General features: G+C 69.7%; 17 protein-coding genes and 1 pseudogene. 12 read left to right on the top strand and 6 right to left on the bottom strand.

The genetic code is table 11. From position 1 onward, the window contains the following. Nucleotides 1-38: 38 nt before the first annotated feature. Together ACTWPT_RS33100 and ACTWPT_RS33105 are read left to right on the top strand one after the other, a co-directional pair. Entirely contained in the window at nt 39-1,907 is a 1,869-nt protein-coding gene (locus ACTWPT_RS33100) for an ATP-binding protein (RefSeq protein WP_443181433.1), read from the top strand. Between the two features lie 142 nt (nt 1,908-2,049). Next, nucleotides 2,050-2,484 carry an ATP-binding protein gene (locus tag ACTWPT_RS33105; RefSeq protein WP_443181434.1) on the top strand — a complete coding sequence of 145 codons (435 nt, stop codon included), beginning with the start codon at nt 2,050-2,052 and terminating at the stop codon, nt 2,482-2,484. On the opposite strand, the gene ACTWPT_RS33110 is transcribed toward ACTWPT_RS33105, so the two are convergent. From ACTWPT_RS33110 to ACTWPT_RS33120, 3 genes are all read right to left on the bottom strand, one after another. Continuing rightward, a complete protein-coding gene (locus ACTWPT_RS33110; RefSeq protein ID WP_443181435.1) occupies nt 2,468-3,124 on the bottom strand; it encodes a YidC/Oxa1 family membrane protein insertase in 657 nt (218 codons plus the stop codon). The genes ACTWPT_RS33105 and ACTWPT_RS33110 overlap by 17 nt on opposite strands. Before the next feature lie 62 nt (nt 3,125-3,186). Beyond that, nucleotides 3,187-3,387, bottom strand: a complete 201-nt coding sequence (locus ACTWPT_RS33115) for a DUF6412 domain-containing protein (protein ID WP_443181436.1) — start codon at nt 3,385-3,387, stop codon at nt 3,187-3,189. Next, nucleotides 3,384-3,557 (bottom strand): hypothetical protein, encoded by a 174-nt coding sequence (locus ACTWPT_RS33120; RefSeq protein ID WP_443181437.1) that lies wholly within the window; start codon nt 3,555-3,557, stop codon nt 3,384-3,386. The genes ACTWPT_RS33115 and ACTWPT_RS33120 overlap by 4 nt, the downstream gene beginning before the upstream one ends. A 94-nt stretch (nt 3,558-3,651) precedes the next feature. Between ACTWPT_RS33120 and ACTWPT_RS33125 the strand changes: the two genes are divergently transcribed. Both ACTWPT_RS33125 and ACTWPT_RS33130 read left to right on the top strand, forming a co-directional pair. After that, entirely contained in the window at nt 3,652-4,350 is a 699-nt protein-coding gene (locus tag ACTWPT_RS33125; RefSeq protein WP_443181438.1) for a response regulator transcription factor, read from the top strand. After that, the gene (locus ACTWPT_RS33130; RefSeq protein ID WP_443181439.1) at nt 4,350-5,441 is read left to right on the top strand and encodes a sensor histidine kinase; all 1,092 of its coding nucleotides are present in this window, start codon (nt 4,350-4,352) and stop codon (nt 5,439-5,441) included. The genes ACTWPT_RS33125 and ACTWPT_RS33130 overlap by 1 nt, the downstream gene beginning before the upstream one ends. Here the strand turns inward: ACTWPT_RS33130 and ACTWPT_RS33135 are convergent. Continuing rightward, complete coding sequence (locus ACTWPT_RS33135) at nt 5,434-5,877, bottom strand: hypothetical protein (RefSeq protein WP_443181440.1); 444 nt, start codon at nt 5,875-5,877, stop codon at nt 5,434-5,436. The genes ACTWPT_RS33130 and ACTWPT_RS33135 overlap by 8 nt on opposite strands. A 172-nt stretch (nt 5,878-6,049) precedes the next feature. Here ACTWPT_RS33135 and ACTWPT_RS33140 point away from each other — a divergent pair, with 172 nt between their 5' ends. The 3 genes and pseudogenes from ACTWPT_RS33140 to mptB all read left to right on the top strand — a co-directional run. Next, entirely contained in the window at nt 6,050-6,397 is a 348-nt protein-coding gene (locus ACTWPT_RS33140; protein ID WP_443181441.1) for an STAS domain-containing protein, read from the top strand. A 108-nt stretch (nt 6,398-6,505) separates the two neighbouring features. Next, entirely contained in the window at nt 6,506-7,234 is a 729-nt protein-coding gene (locus ACTWPT_RS33145) for a glycosyltransferase (protein ID WP_443181442.1), read from the top strand. Between the two features lie 562 nt (nt 7,235-7,796). After that, a pseudogene (mptB, locus tag ACTWPT_RS33150) lies at nt 7,797-8,612 on the top strand (polyprenol phosphomannose-dependent alpha 1,6 mannosyltransferase MptB); the annotation flags it as partial. Nucleotides 8,613-8,925: 313 nt separating this feature from the next. Here mptB and ACTWPT_RS33155 read toward each other — a convergent pair. Continuing rightward, nucleotides 8,926-11,181: a hypothetical protein gene (locus ACTWPT_RS33155; RefSeq protein ID WP_443181443.1), complete on the bottom strand. Its 2,256-nt coding sequence runs from the start codon at nt 11,179-11,181 to the stop codon at nt 8,926-8,928. 648 nt (nt 11,182-11,829) lie between these two features. Between ACTWPT_RS33155 and iscB the strand changes: the two genes are divergently transcribed. The 5 genes from iscB to serS all read left to right on the top strand — a co-directional run bounded on the left by iscB (nt 11,830) and on the right by serS (nt 17,371). Continuing rightward, entirely contained in the window at nt 11,830-12,903 is a 1,074-nt protein-coding gene (iscB, locus tag ACTWPT_RS33160) for an RNA-guided endonuclease IscB (protein ID WP_443181444.1), read from the top strand. Between the two features lie 99 nt (nt 12,904-13,002). Beyond that, entirely contained in the window at nt 13,003-14,211 is a 1,209-nt protein-coding gene (locus ACTWPT_RS33165; protein ID WP_443181445.1) for a glycosyltransferase 87 family protein, read from the top strand. Nucleotides 14,212-14,229: 18 nt separating this feature from the next. Continuing rightward, nucleotides 14,230-14,649 (top strand): DUF4446 family protein, encoded by a 420-nt coding sequence (locus tag ACTWPT_RS33170; protein ID WP_443181446.1) that lies wholly within the window; start codon nt 14,230-14,232, stop codon nt 14,647-14,649. Between the two features lie 93 nt (nt 14,650-14,742). Further along, the gene (gene pheA, locus ACTWPT_RS33175; protein WP_443181447.1) at nt 14,743-15,663 is read left to right on the top strand and encodes a prephenate dehydratase; all 921 of its coding nucleotides are present in this window, start codon (nt 14,743-14,745) and stop codon (nt 15,661-15,663) included. 445 nt (nt 15,664-16,108) lie between these two features. Further along, the gene (gene serS, locus ACTWPT_RS33180; protein ID WP_443181448.1) at nt 16,109-17,371 is read left to right on the top strand and encodes a serine--tRNA ligase; all 1,263 of its coding nucleotides are present in this window, start codon (nt 16,109-16,111) and stop codon (nt 17,369-17,371) included. A gap of 88 nt (nt 17,372-17,459) precedes the next feature. Here the strand turns inward: serS and ACTWPT_RS33185 are convergent, their stop codons facing one another. Beyond that, nucleotides 17,460-18,866 (bottom strand): hypothetical protein, encoded by a 1,407-nt coding sequence (locus ACTWPT_RS33185; RefSeq protein ID WP_443181449.1) that lies wholly within the window; start codon nt 18,864-18,866, stop codon nt 17,460-17,462. Between the last annotated feature and the right edge of the window lie 90 nt (nt 18,867-18,956).

An 18,956-nucleotide genomic window follows, 5' to 3' on the forward strand; every position in this document is an offset into this window, starting at 1 on the left:
GCCCGACGTACCTACCTCGCCACGGGCACTATGGAGGTGTGGGGGACCAATGGGCCGGTAGTGACGATGAGATCGCCCGAGCGGTGCTCGCCAGCTCACCCAACGCCGTCGTGGCGCTCGACAGGGACCAGAGCGTGCTGGTCTGGAACGAGGCCGCCGAGCGGCTCTTCGGGTGGACGGCGGAGGAGATGCTCGGGCGCAGGGCCCCGATCGTGCCTGCGGAGCTGACCGCCGAGCTCAACGCCGTGCTCGAACGCGTGCGTACCGGGGGCCAGGTGTCGTTGCGCACCAAACGCCTGCACAGCGACGGCAGCGTGCTCGACGTGCGGGTCGACATCAGCGCGTTGCGGCTGGGCAGCGCCGTGGCCGGGTACGTGTGCGTGCACCACCTGGCCAGGACGGACGAGGTCGCCAAGAACCGTATGGCGCGCCGGGCCAGGCTCGTGCGCAAGCTGACGGACGTGGTCGGTGACATCAACTCCGAGCTGGAGCTGTCGGCCGTGCTGGACCGGATCTCGGCCAGCCTCACCGAGCTGACCGGGGCGGACGCGGGCGGGTTCGTGTTGATCGAGGAGGAGCGGTTGCGGCTGGTCAGCACGTACCAGCTGCCGGAGTCGATCAGGGGGACCACCACCGACCTGCGGACCAGCCTCGTGGATCGGCTCTTACGAACCGGCAAGACGGTTCTACTGCAGTCGAGCGAGCTCGACGACCTGGTGTGGGCGAAGCTCAACGGGCTGCACACGATCGCGCTGGGCCTCGCCGCCGTCGGCGGGCGGCCGTACGGCGCGCTCTACGCGCTCTTCGCCCGGCGCACGCCGGGGCATCTCGAACTGGAGCTGCTGGAGCTGCTGGCCGGCCACGCGGGCATCGCCGTCGGCAACGCCGTCGCCTACCAGGAGGCAGTACGGCAGCGGGCGCACGAGCAGGCCGTGTTCGACGCCAGCGCCGACGGAATCGCCGTGCTGGACCAGGCCGGGCGCGTGGTGCGGTGGAACCCCGCCGCCGCCGAGATCACCGCGTTCCCCGCCGACGCCGTCATCGGCGGGCCGCCGCCGTTCCCGCTGCCAGAGGCGGGGGAGAAGCTCACGTTCCAGATGGAGAGCGGGCGGTGGCTGGACGTGGTGAGCGCGCGGGTCGAGGAGACCGGCGAGGTCGTCGTGGACTTCCGCGACGTGACCACGGCCAAGGAGCTCGAGGAGGCCAAGGACCTGTTCCTGGCCACGACCAGCCACGAGCTGCGGACGCCGATCACGATCGTGCGGGGGTTCGCGAGCACGCTGGACTCCCGCTGGGACAAGCTGAGCGACCCTGAGCGACGCTCGGCCGTGCACACGATCGCCGAGCGGGCCAGGTCGCTGGGGCAGCTCATGGACCACCTGCTGCTGGGCGCCAGAGCGGGCGCGGACGAGCTCAAGGTGCGTATCGAGACCTTTGACCTGGCCGAGCGCATCCACGCGGCCACGCTGGGACTGCCCGCTCTGTCGGACAAGCATCGGGTGGAGGTCGTGCTCCCCGACAAGCTGCCGAACGTGCTCGGCGACGCGCTGGCCACGGACATCGTCCTGGGGCAGCTGCTGGAGAACGCGTTCAAGTATTCGCCGAAGGGCGGGCTGATCAGCGTCGAGGCCTGGCCGGAGGACGACAACGTCGTCGTGGTGGTCGACGACGAAGGGGTCGGCATCGCCCCGCCGGACCGCGAGCGGATCTTCGAGAGGTTCGTCCAGGTGGACAGCGGCGACCGGAGAAGGTTTGGTGGAGTGGGGCTCGGTCTCTACATCGTCCGCAGCCTCGCCAGAGCACAGGGAGGCGACGTGAGCGCTCATCCGAGACCTGAAGGTGGCACCAGAATGCGGCTCATCCTTCGGTGCCCGTCCACTATCGGATCCGACACACCGATGCGGTAACGAGGTGGTCACGGTTGAGCTGACCTATCGTCCAATGTGTACAAGCTGTGATCGAGATGCGGTTTCTGGGATCGAGTAACGGGGCATTTCGGTCGTACCGGGGAGTGTTCCCGCGGGGGGCACAGGGAACGGGGAGGTGGGTGTGTCAAGCGTGGTGCTGCTGCCGTACGCGCCGTCCAGCGTTGCCGTCGCCCGCCAGCGTCTGAGCACTGACCTGCAGGAAAGTGGGGTCTTTTCCGCGGCGATCGACGATGCGGTGCTCGTGGTGAGCGAATTGCTGAGCAACGCGCTGCGGCACGCGCATCCGCTGCCGTCGGGGATGGTGAGGGTCGCCTGGCTGCGCAGCGACGATCACATAGAGGTGGCGGTCAGCGACGGGGGCGCGGCGACCGAGCCGCGGGCCGGCCGCCCGACCCTGTCCTCGCTGGGGGGCCGGGGGCTCGGCATCGTGGAATACGTGGCGGAGAGCTGGGGGGTACGTCACGACGGGGACACCACGACGGTGTGGGCCATCCTGCCCGCCCCCAAAGGATCGATGAACGGGCAGGTCGCAGCAGCACTCAAAGAGGCCGGCTAGCCAGTACGGCCCGCTCTCCGGTCGCCCAAGCCGTGGACACCAGCAGGTAGAGCCCGGCCGCCAGCGGGAGCACGAGCGCGGCCAACACGGAGCCGTACGGCAGCAGCCGCATGATCCTCCGCATCACCTCAGGTTGTTCCTCGGGAACCTTGATCTGCCTTGCGGACAGCCATGCCACCGCTGTGACCAGTGCAATGACCAGAACGAAGACCAAAACCGGTGCACTGACCAGACCGTAATTGGCGACCAGTCCAGCAACTTGTTGCCCTAGCGGCGCCCCGAACAGGTCGTGACCGGCCAGCGCGGTCGGATGCGTGGCCACCCGGTACATCAGCCACATGAACGGCAGCTGCACCAGCATCGGCAAGAACCCGGCGAATGGCGAGCTGCCTTCCTTGGCGTAGAGCGCACGCGTCTCCTCGGCCAGCCGCTCGGGCTTGCGCGAGTAGCGTTTCTGCAGTTCGCGAAGCTTGGGCGCGAGTCGTTCGCGGATCTTCACCGTACGGGCCTGGCGGACGTTGAGCGGCAGCAGCAGGAGCCGCACGGTCACCGTGAACAACACGATCGCGAGCGCGGCATTGCCCCCGGCCATGCCGATGATGAACGTGACAAGAGAATCGATCATGAGCCCTTCGATCAACGGGAGATGAGATAGGGCTCACATGCCGGCGAGCCCCGCTTACGTGTGGAAGCGGGGCATGCCTAGGGGGCTCGTGGACGCGGGCGTCCGGCCGCGTCGGGGTCGCGCTGGCGCTGGAACGCCGTACGGCGCGCGTAACTCAGCGGAAAGCTCGGCGGCTCCCCGCTGAGGACGGGCAGCAACATGGCCGCCCACGTGGCCAGCAGCAGGATCGCCATCATGGTGATCCCGACCAGCCACGGATCAAGCAGGAAAAGCGTCAATGTGACCGGGAGGACTTGCCGACGACGGTGACCGCGATGAAGACGACCAGGGCGACCACACCGATGATCAGCGCGACCTTGACCAGGACTGCCAGCATGGGCAGCAGGAAGTTGAACACCACGAAGAGACCTAGCAGGGTCCCTAGGACGAGCATCACGACTTTACCCATGGAGCCACCGTACGTCCTCGGGGCATGATCCGCGAGGCTTACGAAGCTATGACGTCCATGCCGCTTCCGCGGGGCTCGGCCGTACGGTGTAGACGTGAACACGCGCATCCTGGTGGTCGATGACGATCCGACCGTCTCCGAGGTCGTCGCCCGATATCTGGAGCGCGACGGGCACGAGGTCGAGTGCGTGGGCGACGGCGCGGAGGCGCTGCGCAGGGCGCTGGCGCACCCGCCGGACCTCATGGTGCTCGATCTCATGCTGCCCAAGATCGACGGGCTGCAGGTCTGCAGGAAGCTCAGGGAGCGCTGGCCGGTCCCGGTGATCATGCTGACCGCGCTCGGCGAGGAGATCGACCGCGTGGTCGGCCTGGAGACTGGGGCCGACGACTACGTGACCAAGCCGTTCAGCCCGCGCGAGCTGGCCCTGCGCGTGCAGTCCGTGCTCCGGCGGGCTCGTGGCGCCTCCGTGACCGGCGGGACCGGGGTGCTGCGTGACGGTGACCTCGTGGTGGACGTGGGAGCCCATGAGGTACGGCTGCGCGGGGACGAGGTCATGCTGACGGCCCGGGAGTTCGACCTCCTGGCGTACCTCATGCGCAACCCGCGCCAGGCCTTCAGCCGCTCGGCGCTGCTGAACCAGGTATGGGGGTGGTCGTTCGGCGACTCGTCCACGGTGACCGTGCACGTACGGCGGCTGCGGGAGAAGATCGAGCCGGATCCGACGGAGCCGCGGAGGATCGTCACGGTGTGGGGGGTCGGATACCGGTACGAGCCCTTGGAAGGCGGCACCTGATGGGCGGGGAGTTGTGGATGGTCGTCGCCGTGGCCGCCGGGCTCGGGCTGCTGATCGCGCTGGCCGGCATCTGGATCATGTGGTGGCTGCGTACCAGGTCCATCGGCGTGATGCTGGCCGTGGTCGTGGTGGTCGCGGTGGCGGCCACCCTGGCCGGCGTCGTGGCGATCATCATGAAGATGATTATCGAGGGGGCGGTAAAGGACTTCGTGCTGAGCGTGGTGGCCGTCGGCGGGCTGGTGGGGCTTGGGGTGGCGTTCGTGCTGGCCAAGCGGGTGGTGCGAGAGAGCAGGCGGCTGGTGGACGCTGTACGGGACATGCCGTTCGTGGCCCCGCAGGGGTTGCCTGCCGAATTGCAGACGATCGCGAACACTCTAGAGGAGGCGTACGCGCGGGAACGTGCCCTGGAAGGGGCGCGGCGCGAGCTCGTCGCCTGGGTGAGCCACGACCTGCGGACGCCGCTGGCCGGCATGCGGGCCATGGCCGAGGCGCTGGAGGACGGGGTGGTGTCGGACCCCGAGACGGTCGCGCGTTACCACGGCCAGATCAAGCTGGAGGTGGAGCGGCTGTCCGCCATGGTGAACGACCTGTTCGAGCTGTCGCGCATCCACGCCGGGGCCCTGCGGCTGTCCAGGGCCCGGATCGGGCTGGCCGACCTCGTCGCCGACACGCTGGCGGGCGCCGAGCCACTCGCCAGGGCCAAGGGCGTGGTGCTCACGGCCGAGGCGGCGGAGACCGTGCCGGTGGAGGCCGACGCCGGGGCGCTCGGCCGGGCCCTCGGCAACCTAGTGGTCAACGCCATCCGGCACACGCCGTCGGACCGGACCGTGGTGTTGCGGGCCGGAGTGGACGAGGGGATGGCGTGCCTGTCCGTGACGGACTGTTGCGGGGGGATTCCCGATGACGATCTGCCTCGGGTGTTCGAGGTGGCCTTCCGGGGGGAGGCGGCGCGGACTCCCACCGCGGACGGCGGCGCGGGGCTCGGGCTGGCCATCGCACAGGGCATCGTGGAAGCGCACGACGGGATGATCGGGGTGGTCAACGATGGGCCGGGGTGCCGGTTCGAGATCCGGCTTCCCCTGATCAGCTGATCGTTTCCCGCGGCCCGGCGCCGTTCGCGGCCGCTGTGTCGGCTCTTGTGCCGTCTGGGTCCGACTGGGTGCCGAACGACTCCAACATTGCCCGAAATGTCGGGCATGGCCAGCGCCACATGCAGCTCCGGCACCGCAGGATGGGGTGCGCGGCGTCGCTGGTGATGCCACCCGCGTCCCTCGGCTGGTGCAGATCGAGCAGCCTCAGCCCTAGTTCGGAGAACCTGAGCATTTCACTGCGAGCGCCGGCGAGGAACTCCAGGTCCTCGGTCGCCAGCCGGGTCCGGATGGGGACGTAGCCCTCGTTGTTGACCAGGCCCCGGAGCCGTCCTGCTTCGTCATGCCATGTAGTGGCCTTCTCTGTGCGGATGAGGATGGACTCCAGGCGTTCTCGGAGCCCCTGACGCTGAAGATCTTCGGGATTGTCGGCCTTCATCGATACGGGATCCGCCCCTCCTCCTCGACGTGGCGTGGGCTCATTCGGTGTCACACTGTCAAGTTTCGCGTACTCTCCGTTTCCATGGAGCCCAAACGGAGGACAAAAACCTGTGGCCATCCTCTCGGCGTGACAACGTGACCGGAAGGCTCCGCGCCGCTAGCCTGCCCATGTGGAGCTCAAGGTCTCGACTCGATCACATGCCGGGTGCGCGGTCGTCGCGGTCACCGGGGAAATCGACCTCTATACGGCGCCTCACCTGCAGTCCGAATTCACTCGGCTGCTGCAGGAGGGGCCCAGCCGGGTGGTCATCGACATGTCCGCCGTGGATTTTTGCGACTCCACGGGGATGAACGTGCTGCTTTCGGCGCTCAAACGGATGAAGGAACAGGGCGGGACACTCGAGGTGGCCGCGCCGCGTCCCGCCGTACGCAAGATCCTGCAGGTCACCGGGCTTGACTCGGTGTTCACCGTGCATGACGAAGTGCCACAGGAGATCCTCATCGCCGAGGGATCGTGACGCGAGCCGCATGGCCCCCTGCGCGGGCGTGGAGCCGCGCGGGCGCGGCCTGCTGCCTCGCCGCGGGGACGGGTACGGACGTGTCGTGTTGATGGAAGGTGACTGTCAGTGAACGGTGACACCGCGGTCATCATCCCGGCCGCCAACGAAGCCGACCGCATCGCGGCCACGGTCAAGGCCGCCGCGGCCCTGCCGGGTGTGGACCTCGTCGTGGTCGTGGACGACGGCTCGCGGGACCAGACCGGCAGGGTGGCGCGCGCCGCGGGAGCCCGGGTGGTGCGGCACAGCCGCAACAGGGGCAAGGCCGCGGCGATGGAGACAGGGGCGGAGGCCGTACGTCTCCTGGATGAGGATGCCACCCCCCGCCACCTTCTCTTCCTGGACGCTGACCTAGGCGAGACGGCCGCCGCCGCGGCGCCGCTCATCGTGCCTGTACGCGCCGGTCAGGCCGACATGACCATCGCCGTGTTCACGACCAGGGTGAAGCTCGGCGGCCACGGCTTAGTCGTACGCCTGTCCAGGGAAGGCATCCGCAGGGCCACCGGCTTGGAGCTCGCCCAGCCGCTCAACGGCCAGCGCTGCCTGACCAGAGTCGCCTTCGAGGCCGCCCGGCCGCTGGCGCACGGGTTCGGCGTGGAGACCGCGCTGACGATCGACCTGGTGCGCAAGGGGCTTCGGGTGACGGAGGTCGAGGTGGACATGGCACATCGGGCCACAGGGACGGATTGGCGGGCGCAGCTCCACCGCGCTATCCAACTCCGTGACGTGGCCCGCGCCCTGGCCGTCCGAGACCCGCTTGTCACCCAAAACCTCCACAAACTTCACCCCAAACGCTGACCACCTCGAACGGCAGACAGTCGAGCGCGCCTCTGCCCCGCCTCACGACGCCAGACCCTCCAGATCGGACCGTCCCGCCGGGCTGGAGGCTTGGCGTCGGGTCCGGCATCCGGCCGACGGCGGTCGGCAGGTGTGCTGGAATTTGCGGGTGACTTCGGAGACGCGGCACGACAAGGCACGAGGCCGGCTGGCAAGGGCGGCCACAGGGGCGATCGGTGTCTCGATCCTGCTGACGATCATCATCGGCCTGCTCGGCCCGTCCCCCATGGTGCCCGCATTGAGCGGCCCCGCCTGGCAGCCGCCGTATTCTCTCGACGTCCACCCCGCCCCCCACCTGATCGTCGCCCTCGCCGCCGTCGCGCTCATTCTCGGTGGGCTCGGCCTCCTGGCCGCCCTTTTCGCCATCCGCACCGTGCCCACGGCCGACGCCAGGGCCCCGATCCCGGTCGGATCCAGCTCCCCCGGGAGTCGCACGCAAGCCGCATCCGCCCGGGAAACCCAGGCGACGGCGTGGGGGACCGGGGGACGCGTGGGCCTGCCCAGCGCGCGCGTGCTGGTGCTCATGGGCTGCCTCGCCGCCGGGATCCTCGCGTTCCTGCCTCCCTCGGGTTCCGGCGACCACCTCAACTACGCCGCGTACGGCCGCATGGTGACGCTGGGCCTCAGCCCGTACACCCATGGCGCCGCCGACCTGCCCGGCGACCTCGTCGCCGACGCGGTCGAGGAGCCGTGGCGTGAGGAGCCCAGCGTGTACGGCCCGGTGGCGACGGCTCTGCAGGCGGCCGCGAGCTGGGTCGGCGGGGACTCGCTCCGGTTGACGATCTTCGTTCTGGCGCTGTTCAACGCCGCTGCCTTCATCGCCACCGGCCTCCTCATCGACCGTTTCACCAAGGACGATCCGGATAGGCGGCTGCGGGCAGCCCTGCTGTGGACGGCCAACCCGCTCCTGCTCTATCACCTGGTCGCGGGCATGCACGTGGACACCCTGGCTGTCGCCTGCATGGTCGCGGCGCTCCTGGCCAGGAGCCGCCCCATGGGCTCGGGTGCCCTACTCGGGCTAGGGGTGGCCATCAAGATCAATGCCGGCCTCGTGGCTCTCGGCCCGGCCTGGGAGCTGCGCCGGCGCCCCGCCCGGCTGGCCCTGATGGCGGCCTGCGCCCTGGCGCTGGTCGTCGCCGGCTATGCGATCGCCGGAGCGGAAGCGATCACGCCGGTGACCCGCACCAGCAAGTCGATCTCACATGCCTCGTACTGGAAGCTCGTCCAGGGCTGGCTCCAGTCGATCGTGGGGACCGGAAGCGCGTACCGGGGCGAGATTCAGGTCGGCTCGCTGCTGGTGCTGGCACTCGTCGCCTGGTGCCTGCTCCGCTGGGCCTCCCGTACGCACTGGACCAGCCGGCTCCACGGCACCCACAGGCCGGGACGGCTGCCGGGCGCCGATGGGGCAAGCGGGCTGCCCGGCGCGTCCGGGGTCGGCGGGCTGGAGGCGCCCGTCGTGGCGGCGGGGCTGGTGGTGGCGTATCTGTTCGCCACGCCGTACATCCTCCCTTGGTACGACGGGCTGGCGTTCGGGATGCTGGCGCTCGTGGCGGCGTCGGCGGTGGACGGGTTCATAGTCGTTCACCTGCTTGTCCTGTCCCTCGCCTACTTGCCTGCCCGGGTCGAGGAGCAGCCCGCCGACCTCGAGTGGCTCAGGACGGTGGTCCGGCCTCAGATCGCGTGGGTGCTGCTCGCCCTGACCGTGGCGCTGGCGGTGTGGGCGTGGCGAGCTGCAGGGCGCGGACACAGGCGGCCAGCGTCAGCGGGACCGCCACCGTTAGCGCCATAGCAGGGATGGCGATGCCCGAGTCATTCATCAGGAAGCCGACGAGGGCGCACGTCAAGGCGCCGAGCAGGCCTGCTCTGAACGAGGGGGCCAGTGCGTACGCCTGGCCGAGCGCCGGCGCGCCCCAACGCGAGGGCCGGGCGAGGACCAGGAACAGGAACGCCAGCGCCACCACCGAGAGGAGGGTCAGGGACCAGTTGCCGACCGTTACGCCGATCATGGCGCTGAACTTACGGCCGACGACGGTCCACGCCTGACCGTCGATGACCTGCTGCACGAACGTACCCAGGTGGGTCCGCTGAGTCTCCGGCCGCAGCCAGTCGACCACGGACAGGGCGCCGACCAGCACGGCCCCCGCCAGGCCGACCAGCAGAAGGCGCAGCACCGACACACGTCTACCCGAGAGCAGGATGAGGAAGACCGCCAGCCCGACCACGAACGCCGGCACCCCGCCGAAGTCCGCACCCCACGACGGCCAGCCATCCGCGAACACCGCGAAGCCCCCGTACAGCGAGCACGCCCCCACCACCACGAACCTGGACACGCCCCTGCTCAGCAACCATTGCGCCACCCCGGCCAGCCCGAGGATGGTTCCCGTGGCGTAGACGGCGAAGGCGATGTTGCTGAAGCCGTAGAACCGCCCTCCGGTCACGGGCTCGTAGCCGGTCACGGCGTTCACCTGGAGTTTGGACCCCGTCATGACGTCGATGAGGAGGGCAAGGGACGTGATCGCCGCAACGGCCGTGAGCGGGCCGATGACGTGCGCCCGCCAGGGGCCGGCGAAGGCGACGGCGGTGATCAGGCCGGCGATGGCCATGATCGTCACGATGACGGAAAGCATCGGCATCGGCAGCGCCCACCAGGGCACCAACTGTGCCAGGAACGTGGAGACGGCGATTGCCCCACTGACGACCGCCACGACTTGGACGGCACGGAGGAGCTTGGAGGTGCTCGCGAGCGGGTCGGTGGCGGGGCTGGGGGGCGGCGGGTGGTCCGTGGAGCGGCGGCGGCGTAGGGCGAGGGCGGCCCAGGCGTAGAAGAGGAGCTGGACCGTCACCAGGACGGTGAAGAACGGGCCGCGTACCTCACGCAGGACCTGGCTGGCCAGATCCCCGTCCGCCAGCTCCGCCACCGTGCCCGCCGGGGTGGCGGGCACGGGACCGCCCGGTTGCCAGGGGCGGCCCACCACCTCGCGCGGGGCGGTCAGGCCCAGGAGCTGGATGGTGGTGGCGGTGAGGTCGGTGATGGTGACCAGGGCGTCCTGGCGGGTGGAGGTGGCGGTGAGGTGGCCGTGTGGGTACGGTTCCCCGCTCGGGGACGGGCCGGCGGCGATCGCCACGTGCAGGTGCGCGTTCGGGGTCACGTCCGAGATTCCGGCCACCAGGATCGTCGTGCCGGCCGGCACCTTGCCCACCAGGGCGGCGATTTGCTGGTCCGCCCCGGCCACGGCGGCCTGGCGCGCCGCGGCCGGCAGGGGGACCGGGACGCCGTACTCGTCGAGGGGCCGGCCGGCCCAGGCGTTCGCGAGGTCGGCGGCCTCGAACACGATCAGGTTGTACGGGGCAGGGTCGCCCAGAGCGTCGAGGGTAGGAGCGTATTTGGCGATATTTCCAGACCTGTCGGCCCCGGCAATCGCGGCACCCGGTCCGATGGCCGCGACCTTGCCACCCCCGTCCGTCACCAACTGCCCCAGGGTCCCGAGCCGCGCGCTGAAACCGGTCTCCGACTGATACGCCGTCAACGTCGACCAGTTGGGGACGGTCGCACCCGTGCCCGCCGGCTGGGGCGCGGCAGGGGCTGGGCAGCCCTTGCCCGCCGTACCGGCCCGCTGGCCCGCGGAAACCGTCAGCCAGCCGGCGATGGGGCAGGTGATGCCGCGGTCCGGCGGGGGCACGGCTCGGGTCGAAAGCGAGGCCGAGGCGCCCTGGCTCACCAGACGCCACAGGTTGGGCGTTCGGGCTTGGTCGAGATCGCCCCATTCGAGCCCAGGCACGCCAACAAGCGCCACGCGTCCCCGGGTTGCCTGCTCTTCCGCCGTCCCTGCGTGTGCCGCTGCGGGCATAAGGGAGGCAGCGATGGCGGTGCCGAGCAGCAGTGCCATGGCGACGATCCGCCGAGCCATGAGGGTGAGGGAAGGGCTCGACCGCGCAGGCCGTTCACGACGCGCTCCGTACCAGCCGTTGCAGGGGCCCGGCCTGGCGTCGTTTGGCATGTGTGGAACCTCCAGCGTCTGTCCCTCGATCGTAGATGCCGGCCGCGGACGCTCTGGCTTCGGCCGTCCGGTCAGCGTGGCGCCAGAAGGCGCCGTGATGCCTAAATGTGCAGTAACGGAAACCACTTGCAGCGTCACTTTGCGTGCCGATATCGTAAAGTCGTGATCGAACATGCGAGCGATAACCGACCTTGCAGATTTGTCCGCGAAGTCGCGGTAACGTGCCACTTCGTCACTCGCTCTCCGGTCTGAAGGCCGGGGCTTGCCCTGCTGTACGGGGGTGGGCCGGGGTGACCAGACCCAGCCACCATCGATAGGGAGGTGACCTTGGTGGCTACGTTGGACACACGTCAGCAGATCCACTCTGCCGTGCTTCCTCAGCGGCGGACCCTGGAATCCGCGCCTGCAGACAACCCTGGAGCAGGGACGAAACGGGGCGTGGACGCCTTCGGGCAGCGGAGTGCCCAACATGGTCGAGGGGAGACCCTCGCCGCCTCACCTGGCGGCGAGAGCGTCACCCGCGCAAGCGGAGAAGCCGGTCGTGAGACCGCACCCCGCGTGTTCGTCCTGGCATCGGACGGAACGCCGCTGGACCCGTGCCATCCCGCCCGCGCCCGCAAGCTCCTGAAGGTGGGGCGGGCGGTGGTGGCCCGGCACACCCCGTTCGTCATCCGGCTGAAGGACCGCACCACCGAGCAGTCGGAGGTGGAGGGCGTGGAGGTCTCCATCGACCCGGGTAGCAGGCACACCGGCATCAGCGTGTTCCGCGCCCACGACGGCACCAGCTACGGGCTGTACGCCATCCAGCTCGACCACCGCGGCTGCAAGATCCGCAACAAGCTCGCGGCCCGGGCCGCCTACCGGCGCGGCAGGCGCTCGCGCAACCTGCGTTACCGTGCTCCCCGGTTCGCCAACCGCCGCCGCCCGGAGGGCTGGCTCGCCCCGAGCCTGCGGCACCGGGTGGACACCACGATGGCCTGGGTGGTGCGGCTGCGCCGCCTGGCCCCCGTACGGGCGATCCAGGTGGAGACCGTGCGATTCGACCCCCACGCCCTGGCCGCGGGCAAGCCGCTGGCAGGCACCGAGTCCCAGCACGGTACGCTGCACGGTTATGAGGCCCGCGAGTACCTGCTGGAGAAGTGGGGGCGGACCTGCACCTACTGCGCTGCGGGCGACACCCCGTTGACCATCGATCACATCCAGCCCCGCTCCCGAGGTGGCTCGGACCGGATCAGCAACCTGTGTCTGGTCTGCGTGCCGTGCAACCAGGCCAAGAACAGCATGCCAGTCACCGAGTTCCTGGCCGGCCGCCCGGCGGTACTGACTCGGGTGCTGGCCCAGGTCAAGGCGCCGCTGCGGGACGCCGCTTCGGTGAACTCCACCCGGCTGCGCATGCCCCGCACCAAGCAGATCCACGGCTATCAGACGGGGGATCTCGTGCGCGCGACCGTGCCGAAGGGCAAGCATGCGGGAACCCATACGGGCCGGGTCGCCGTCCGTACCAGCGGCAGTCACACCGTGCAAGCCTGCACCGGCCTCATCACGACCTCGCACAAGCATCTCCGCCTGCTCCAGCGAGCGGACGGCTACGCCTACACGATCATCAAGGAACAGCACCCGTGCGTACCCTGACGCCGGTCCCCTGGCGGCGAACCGCCTTGCCCTGTCCCGCTACGCGGGAGTCTGTTTCCTCTCTGGCCTGATGGCCGGTGTATCCACGGAGAAGGTCGAATGACAAGTGCTGAGGTGCGGGTGATCCGGCGGCAGTGGTGGGCGTGGGTGGTCGCGGCGCTCGTCGTCGCGGCGGCCGTGGCGCCGTTGGTGCACACGTGGCTCACGAATCCGGACGATCAACGGCTGGTCGACCTGGACGTCTACCGCACCGGCGGGCAGATGCTGCTCGAGGGGCGACGGGTCTACGACTACTTCACGCCCGCGCCGCAGCTGCTGCCGTTCACGTACCCGCCCATCGCCGCGATGCTGGCCGTGGTGCTGGCGAAGATGTCCTGGGAGACGGCCCAATGGGCGTGGACGGCCGGGATCTTCGTGGCGCTGGCCGTGACCGTGTGGTTCTCGTTCAGGGAGGCGCTGAGCGGGCCGGCGGTGCGCAAGTACGTGCCGTGGGCGTTCGCGCTGCTCATGGTGGCTTGCACGTACCTGATGCCGATCAGGGACCAGGTGCGGTTCGGGCAGGTGGACATCATGCTCGTCGCGCTGTGCCTCGCCGACTGCGTGGCCAGGCGGCCGTGGTGGCCTCGGGGGTTCCTGATCGGGCTGGCCACGGCGGTGAAGCTGACGCCCGGCGTCTTCCTGATCTACCTGTTGATCACCAGGCAGTGGCGCACGTTCTTCATGGCGTCGTTCGCGGCTGCTGTGCTCACGTTGCTGCCGTTCGCGGTGATCCCGCAGGACGCGGCCGACTTCTGGTTCTCAGCGCTGCTCGATCCCGAACGCCTCGGCTCGAACGCGGCCACCACCAACCAGTCGATCCGCGGCATGCTGATCCGCCTCTACATGCCGGATGCGCTGACGTCCGTGCTCTGGCTCGCGATCGTGGTGGCGGTCGGCTGGTACGGCTTCCGCGGCGCCCGCGACGCGTACCGGACCGGCGACCAGCTCACCGCGGTCGCGCTCGTCGGGCTGATGGCCGTGCTGCTCTCGCCCGTGGCCTGGATCCACCACCTTGCCTGGGTGGTCGTGGTGCTCGGCGCGATCGTCGGCGACGGGCGGGATCCGGTCAGGCTGCGGGTGGCGGCGGGGGTGTGGTTGTACTACGTGGTGCCGATCCCGTGGTGGGGGGTTTCGCTGAAGGCCGCGGACATACCGGGGGTCAGCCTGGTGCTGGGGAAGATCGTCCAGAACGGGTTCGGCCTGGGGGCGTTGGCTCTGGTGTGGATGTTGGTGTCCTGGTTGCCGAAACGCCGGAGATCGCTTGACTGAACCATTACCCTCTGTGCCGTGCTCGTTACCACATGGATCATCGTGGGCGTCGTCGCCGGGGTCAGTGGCGTAATGATCGGTTACCTGGCGCTCCGGCAGGCCAGAGCCGTCGTGGAGGACTGCCAGCGGATGCTGGCCAGACAGACCAGCGAGGGCAGAGGTGATCTCAAGGCCATCAGGGATGTGGCCGTCTGCCGCTACGACGCGCTCTCCGAGATGACGGGGCGGCTGTCGTTCTCGATCGCGATGATCAACGGGCTGGGTGACGGCATCGTCCTGACCTCGATCAACGGCCGGAGCGAGACGCGTACATACGTACGGCCGGTGGTGGGCGGGAAGGGGCAGCAGCCGCTGTCGCCGGAGGAGGAAGAGGCGGTGCGTGCGGCCAGGCTGGGGCTCGGGCCGTTGATCCCGTCGCGCGCGTCCGGCCCGCTCTGACGGACAGCCAGCCACCGGGTAAAGGCGTGCGTTGGTGCCGGCCGCGGGTGAAAGGGCGCGCGCGCCGTGTCGACCTGCGGATACTCTAGATGCATGCCCAGACTCGCCTATCTCGGGCCGGAAGGCACCTTCACCGAAGAGGCCCTGCGGCTCCTCGAGCCCACCGCCGAGCGGCTGCCCTGCGCCACGGTCAGTGCCGCGCTCAACGCCGCCCGCACGGGCGAGGCCGACGGGGCCGTGGTCCCGCTGGAAAACTCGATCGAGGGCGCGATCACCACGACGCTCGACGAGTTCGCCTGGGGCGAGCCGTTGCTGATCACGGCCGAGCTGCTGTTGCCTGTGCAGTTCTCGCTGCTGGCCCGGCCCGACACCGAGATCCCGCACATCAAGCGGGTCTACACGCATCCGGCGGCCATCACCCAGTGCCGCGCCTTCATCGCCCGCGAGCTGCCTGACGCGGTCGTGGTCGCCGCGCCCTCGACGGCGGCCGCGGCGCAGGAGGTGTCGCTGCCGGGCTCCCCCTACGACGCCGCCATCGCCGCCCGCATCGCCGGTGAGCACTATGGGCTGGTGGAGCTGGCCACCGACATCGGTGACAGGTCGGACACCGTGACCAGGTTCGTCAGGGTGAGCCGTCCGGGGCCGCTGCCCGAGCCGACTGGCTCCGACCGCACCACACTCGTCGTTTTCCTGGCCGACGACCACCCGGGCGCGCTGCTGGAGATGCTGACCGAGTTCTCCGTGCGCGGGGTCAACCTGACGCGCATTGAGTCGCGGCCCACCGGTGACGGCATCGGGCGTTACTTCTTCCACTTCGACTTCGAGGGACACGTGGCCGACGCCCGGGTCGGCGAGGCCATCGCCGGGCTGCACCGTATCTGCGGTGAGGTGCGGTTCCTGGGCAGTTACCCGCGGGCCGACGGCATCGCGCCGCAGATCAAGCGGGGCACGGCCGACGCCGAGTTCGCCGAGGCAGGCGATTGGCTCGCCCGCATCCGCGCCGGCCACGTCTGACCGCCCCAACGCCCGAGGCCACACTGCCCGCCTGGGAGTGACCCTTCACCCGGGGCTACACCTGCCCGCCGGCGAGTTGCCCTTCGCCCGGGGCTACACCTGCCCGCCGGCGAGTGGCCCCGCGTCCAAAGCGACCCTGCCCGCGCGGGTCCGGCTACCGGCAAGGTCTGTTCCGGCTTCGCTGCGAGCAGATCGGGGAGATCGAGACGGCGTGAGATGTGGCCCTGGTGCAGGTGCGCTTCCGATATGTGTTGCGTGACACCCTGCGGCACGCCCGTCCGGCCCCCGTGCAGGTGCGTGCCCGCCTGAGATGGGAGCGGCCCAGGCAGATTCCCGCACGGGATCGGCCGGGTCATGGGCAGAGGAGTGGCAGATCGTGGGGTGGCCATGGCGGGCGGAGGTAATACGGGGGCGGGCGGTTGCCGGGCGCCGGTAGCCTTTCCTTGTGATTGACCTGCGTACCCTTCGTGAGGATCCCGACCGGCTACGGGCGTCGCAGCGTGCCCGCGGTGAGGACGACTCCGTCGTCGACACGCTGCTCGACCTTGACGAGCGCCGCCGATCCGCGCTGACCTCGTTCGAGTCTCTGCGCGCCGAGCAGAAGAGCATGGGCAAGTCGGTCTCCAAGGCGCAGGGCGAGGAGAAGGCGGCGCTGCTTCAGCGCGCCAAGGACCTCGCGAGCCAGGTCAAGGCGGCCGAGGCGGAGGCGGAGAAGCTCGGGGCCGAGCTCGACGAGCTCCTCCAGACGGTGCCCAACATCGTCGAGGAGGGCGCGCCGCCCGGCGGCGAGGACGACTACGTGGTGCTGGAGACATACGGCGAGCCGAGGGCGTTCGATTTCGAGCCCAAGGACCACCTGGAGCTCGGCGAGGCGCTCGGCGCCATCGACATGGAGCGCGGCGCCAAGGTGTCCGGCTCGCGGTTCTTCTTCCTCAAGGGGGTCGGCGCGCGCCTGCAGCTAGGGCTGCTCAACATGGCCATGCAGCAGGCGATCGAGGCCGGGTTCACGCCGATGATCACGCCGGTGCTCGTCAAGCCGGAGACCATGCAGGGCACCGGATTCCACGTGGCCCACGACAAGGAGATCTACCGGCTCCCCGAGGACGACCTCTACCTGGTCGGCACCTCGGAGGTCTCGCTGGCCGGCTACCACGCTCAGGAGATCCTCGACGCCGGCGAGCTGCCGTTGCGTTACGCGGGCTGGTCGTCGTGCTTCCGCCGCGAGGCGGGCTCGTACGGCAAGGACACCAGGGGCATCATCCGGGTCCACCAGTTCGACAAGGTCGAGATGTTCTCGTACGTGCGCCCTGAGGACGCCCACGAGGAGCACCAGCGCCTGCTCGCCTGGGAGAAGGAGATGCTGGCCAAGATCGAGGTTCCCTACCGGATCATCGACACGGCGGCGGGTGATCTCGGCATGTCGGCTGCCCGCAAGTTCGACTGCGAGGCCTGGATTCCCACCCAGGGCCGCTACCGGGAGCTGACCTCGACCTCCAACTGCACCGAGTTCCAGGCCCGCAGGCTCGGGGCTCGCTACCGCGACAAGGACAGCAAGCCGCGCCATCTGGCCACGCTCAACGGCACGCTCGCCACGACCCGCTGGATCGTGGCGATCCTCGAGAACCATCAGCAGGCCGACGGCTCCGTGGTGGTTCCCGAGGCGCTGCGTCCTTACGTGGGCCTCGACGTGCTCACGCCGGCCAAGTAGCCCACGTCGGCCGAGTAGCCCACGCGGGCCGAGCAGCCGACGCCGGCCGAGCAGGGCTCGACGTGAGCCCTGCTCGGCCGAGTAGGGCTCACGAAGCCCAAGGAGGATCGTCCGCCGGCGAGCTCGCCTGGCGGGCGTCCTTCCTGATGAGGGCGAGGGCGGCCAGCAGCACCATCGCGGTCAGCAGCACGGCCAGCACGACCGCCACCCAGTAGGGCCCTGGTGTGCCCGCCGCCCACCCGTGGAAGGGTGTGTAGACGCCCAGGTAGACCAGCGGCGCGCCCAGCACCGCGACGGCCACGGGCGCCGGCCGGGCCCGCCCCGTGACGAGCAGTGCGATGCACACCACGATGCCCACCGGGATCGTGAGCACGCCGAGGAGTCGCACGATCATGGCGAGGTCGCCGCCCGGATCGGCGAAGTGCTCGGAGTTCGCCACGGCCAGGAAACTCAGGCAGGCGGCCGTTGCGAAACCCAGGTAGAGACGGTGATTCCGGCGCAGCCCGGCCCCGGCGGCGCCGAATAAGAAGCACGCGGCCAGGAAGACGGCCATGTAGATCTCGGGAGAGAGGTCCACCGTCGGGCTCGCCGCGTCGTGGCCAGGCCAGCCGAGCCGCCGCCAGGTGCCCGCCTCGTCGCGGATCACGATGCCGTCCAGCCCGTTCGCGACGACCACGACGTGCCCGCCGCGCCAGCCTTGCACGGCCAGGGCCATCGAGCGCAGCCCGGACGCGTCGTCGTACCGCCTCGTGAGGCGCTCCCTGTCGTCCCCGGACAGCTCCCACGACGGCCCCCAGGTCTTGCCGCCGTCGTCGGACTGCTCCACCGCCATCCGGCCTGGCACCACCCGATAGCAGCGCGTCCCCTGGTAGGGCACGCATGCGTCGGTCTGACCGGGCCTGTCCTCCTCACCGAGGTCCGCCGGCGGACTCTGCTCTGACAAGGCGTCGCCGCTCCGGTCCTGCGCGGTGGGGTCGGTGCTCTCGGCCCAGGTGGCGCCTCTGTCCTCGGAGACCCATGTGGAGTCTGCGTGGCGGTTGTGGACGGTGATCCTGCCGTCCTTCACCTCGACGGCGACGGCCGAGGGCGGTGGAGGGGCCGCGGAGGTGGCGGCGACCGCCAGCACGGCCAGCGGCATCGTCAGGATGATCCGCCAGCGCTGGGAGGAGCTCACCGTGAGACTGCGCCGGCGTACCCACCAGGCCAGCGCGAGCGCCGGCAGGGCGAGTAGGTCCGTGGGATCGGCCAGGACGCGCGATGGGCCGGCCACGAGGGTCCAAACATGGGAGGCGGCCTCAGCGCCCGTCTCCGTCGTTTTCACGAGCGTGAACAGCACTCCCACCAGCAGGATGGCGGCCAGGTCGGCCCGCCGCCAGAAGACCAGGGCCAGCAGCGCGGGCGCCACGACGAGGCCGGCCACGTCGCTGAGCTTGCCCGTCACGAACCCGGGCCAGGCCTGCTTGAGCAGGTGGTCGTTGACCAAGAGCACGATCACCCCGGCAACGGTCACGGGATGACATAACCACGCGTACCTCATATAGGTGTGGACGGTGGCGACAGCCCGCTGGTTGAGGTGCGGGCCCAC

Source organism: Nonomuraea sp. 3N208 (assembly GCF_052245935.1).
In the GTDB taxonomy this organism is placed as follows: Bacteria; Actinomycetota; Actinomycetes; order Streptosporangiales; family Streptosporangiaceae; genus Nonomuraea.

Coding starts and splice junctions, on each gene's coding strand:
- ACTWPT_RS33120 (WP_443181437.1), bottom strand. CDS start 3,557: ATGGGTAAAGTCGTGATGCTCGTCCTAGGGACCCTGCTAGGTCTCTTC.
- ACTWPT_RS33130 (WP_443181439.1), top strand. CDS start 4,350: ATGGGCGGGGAGTTGTGGATGGTCGTCGCCGTGGCCGCCGGGCTCGGG.
- ACTWPT_RS33135 (WP_443181440.1), bottom strand. CDS start 5,877: ATGAAGGCCGACAATCCCGAAGATCTTCAGCGTCAGGGGCTCCGAGAA.
- ACTWPT_RS33155 (WP_443181443.1), bottom strand. CDS start 11,181: ATGGCTCGGCGGATCGTCGCCATGGCACTGCTGCTCGGCACCGCCATC.
- ACTWPT_RS33165 (WP_443181445.1), top strand. CDS start 13,003: ATGACAAGTGCTGAGGTGCGGGTGATCCGGCGGCAGTGGTGGGCGTGG.
- pheA (WP_443181447.1), top strand. CDS start 14,743: ATGCCCAGACTCGCCTATCTCGGGCCGGAAGGCACCTTCACCGAAGAG.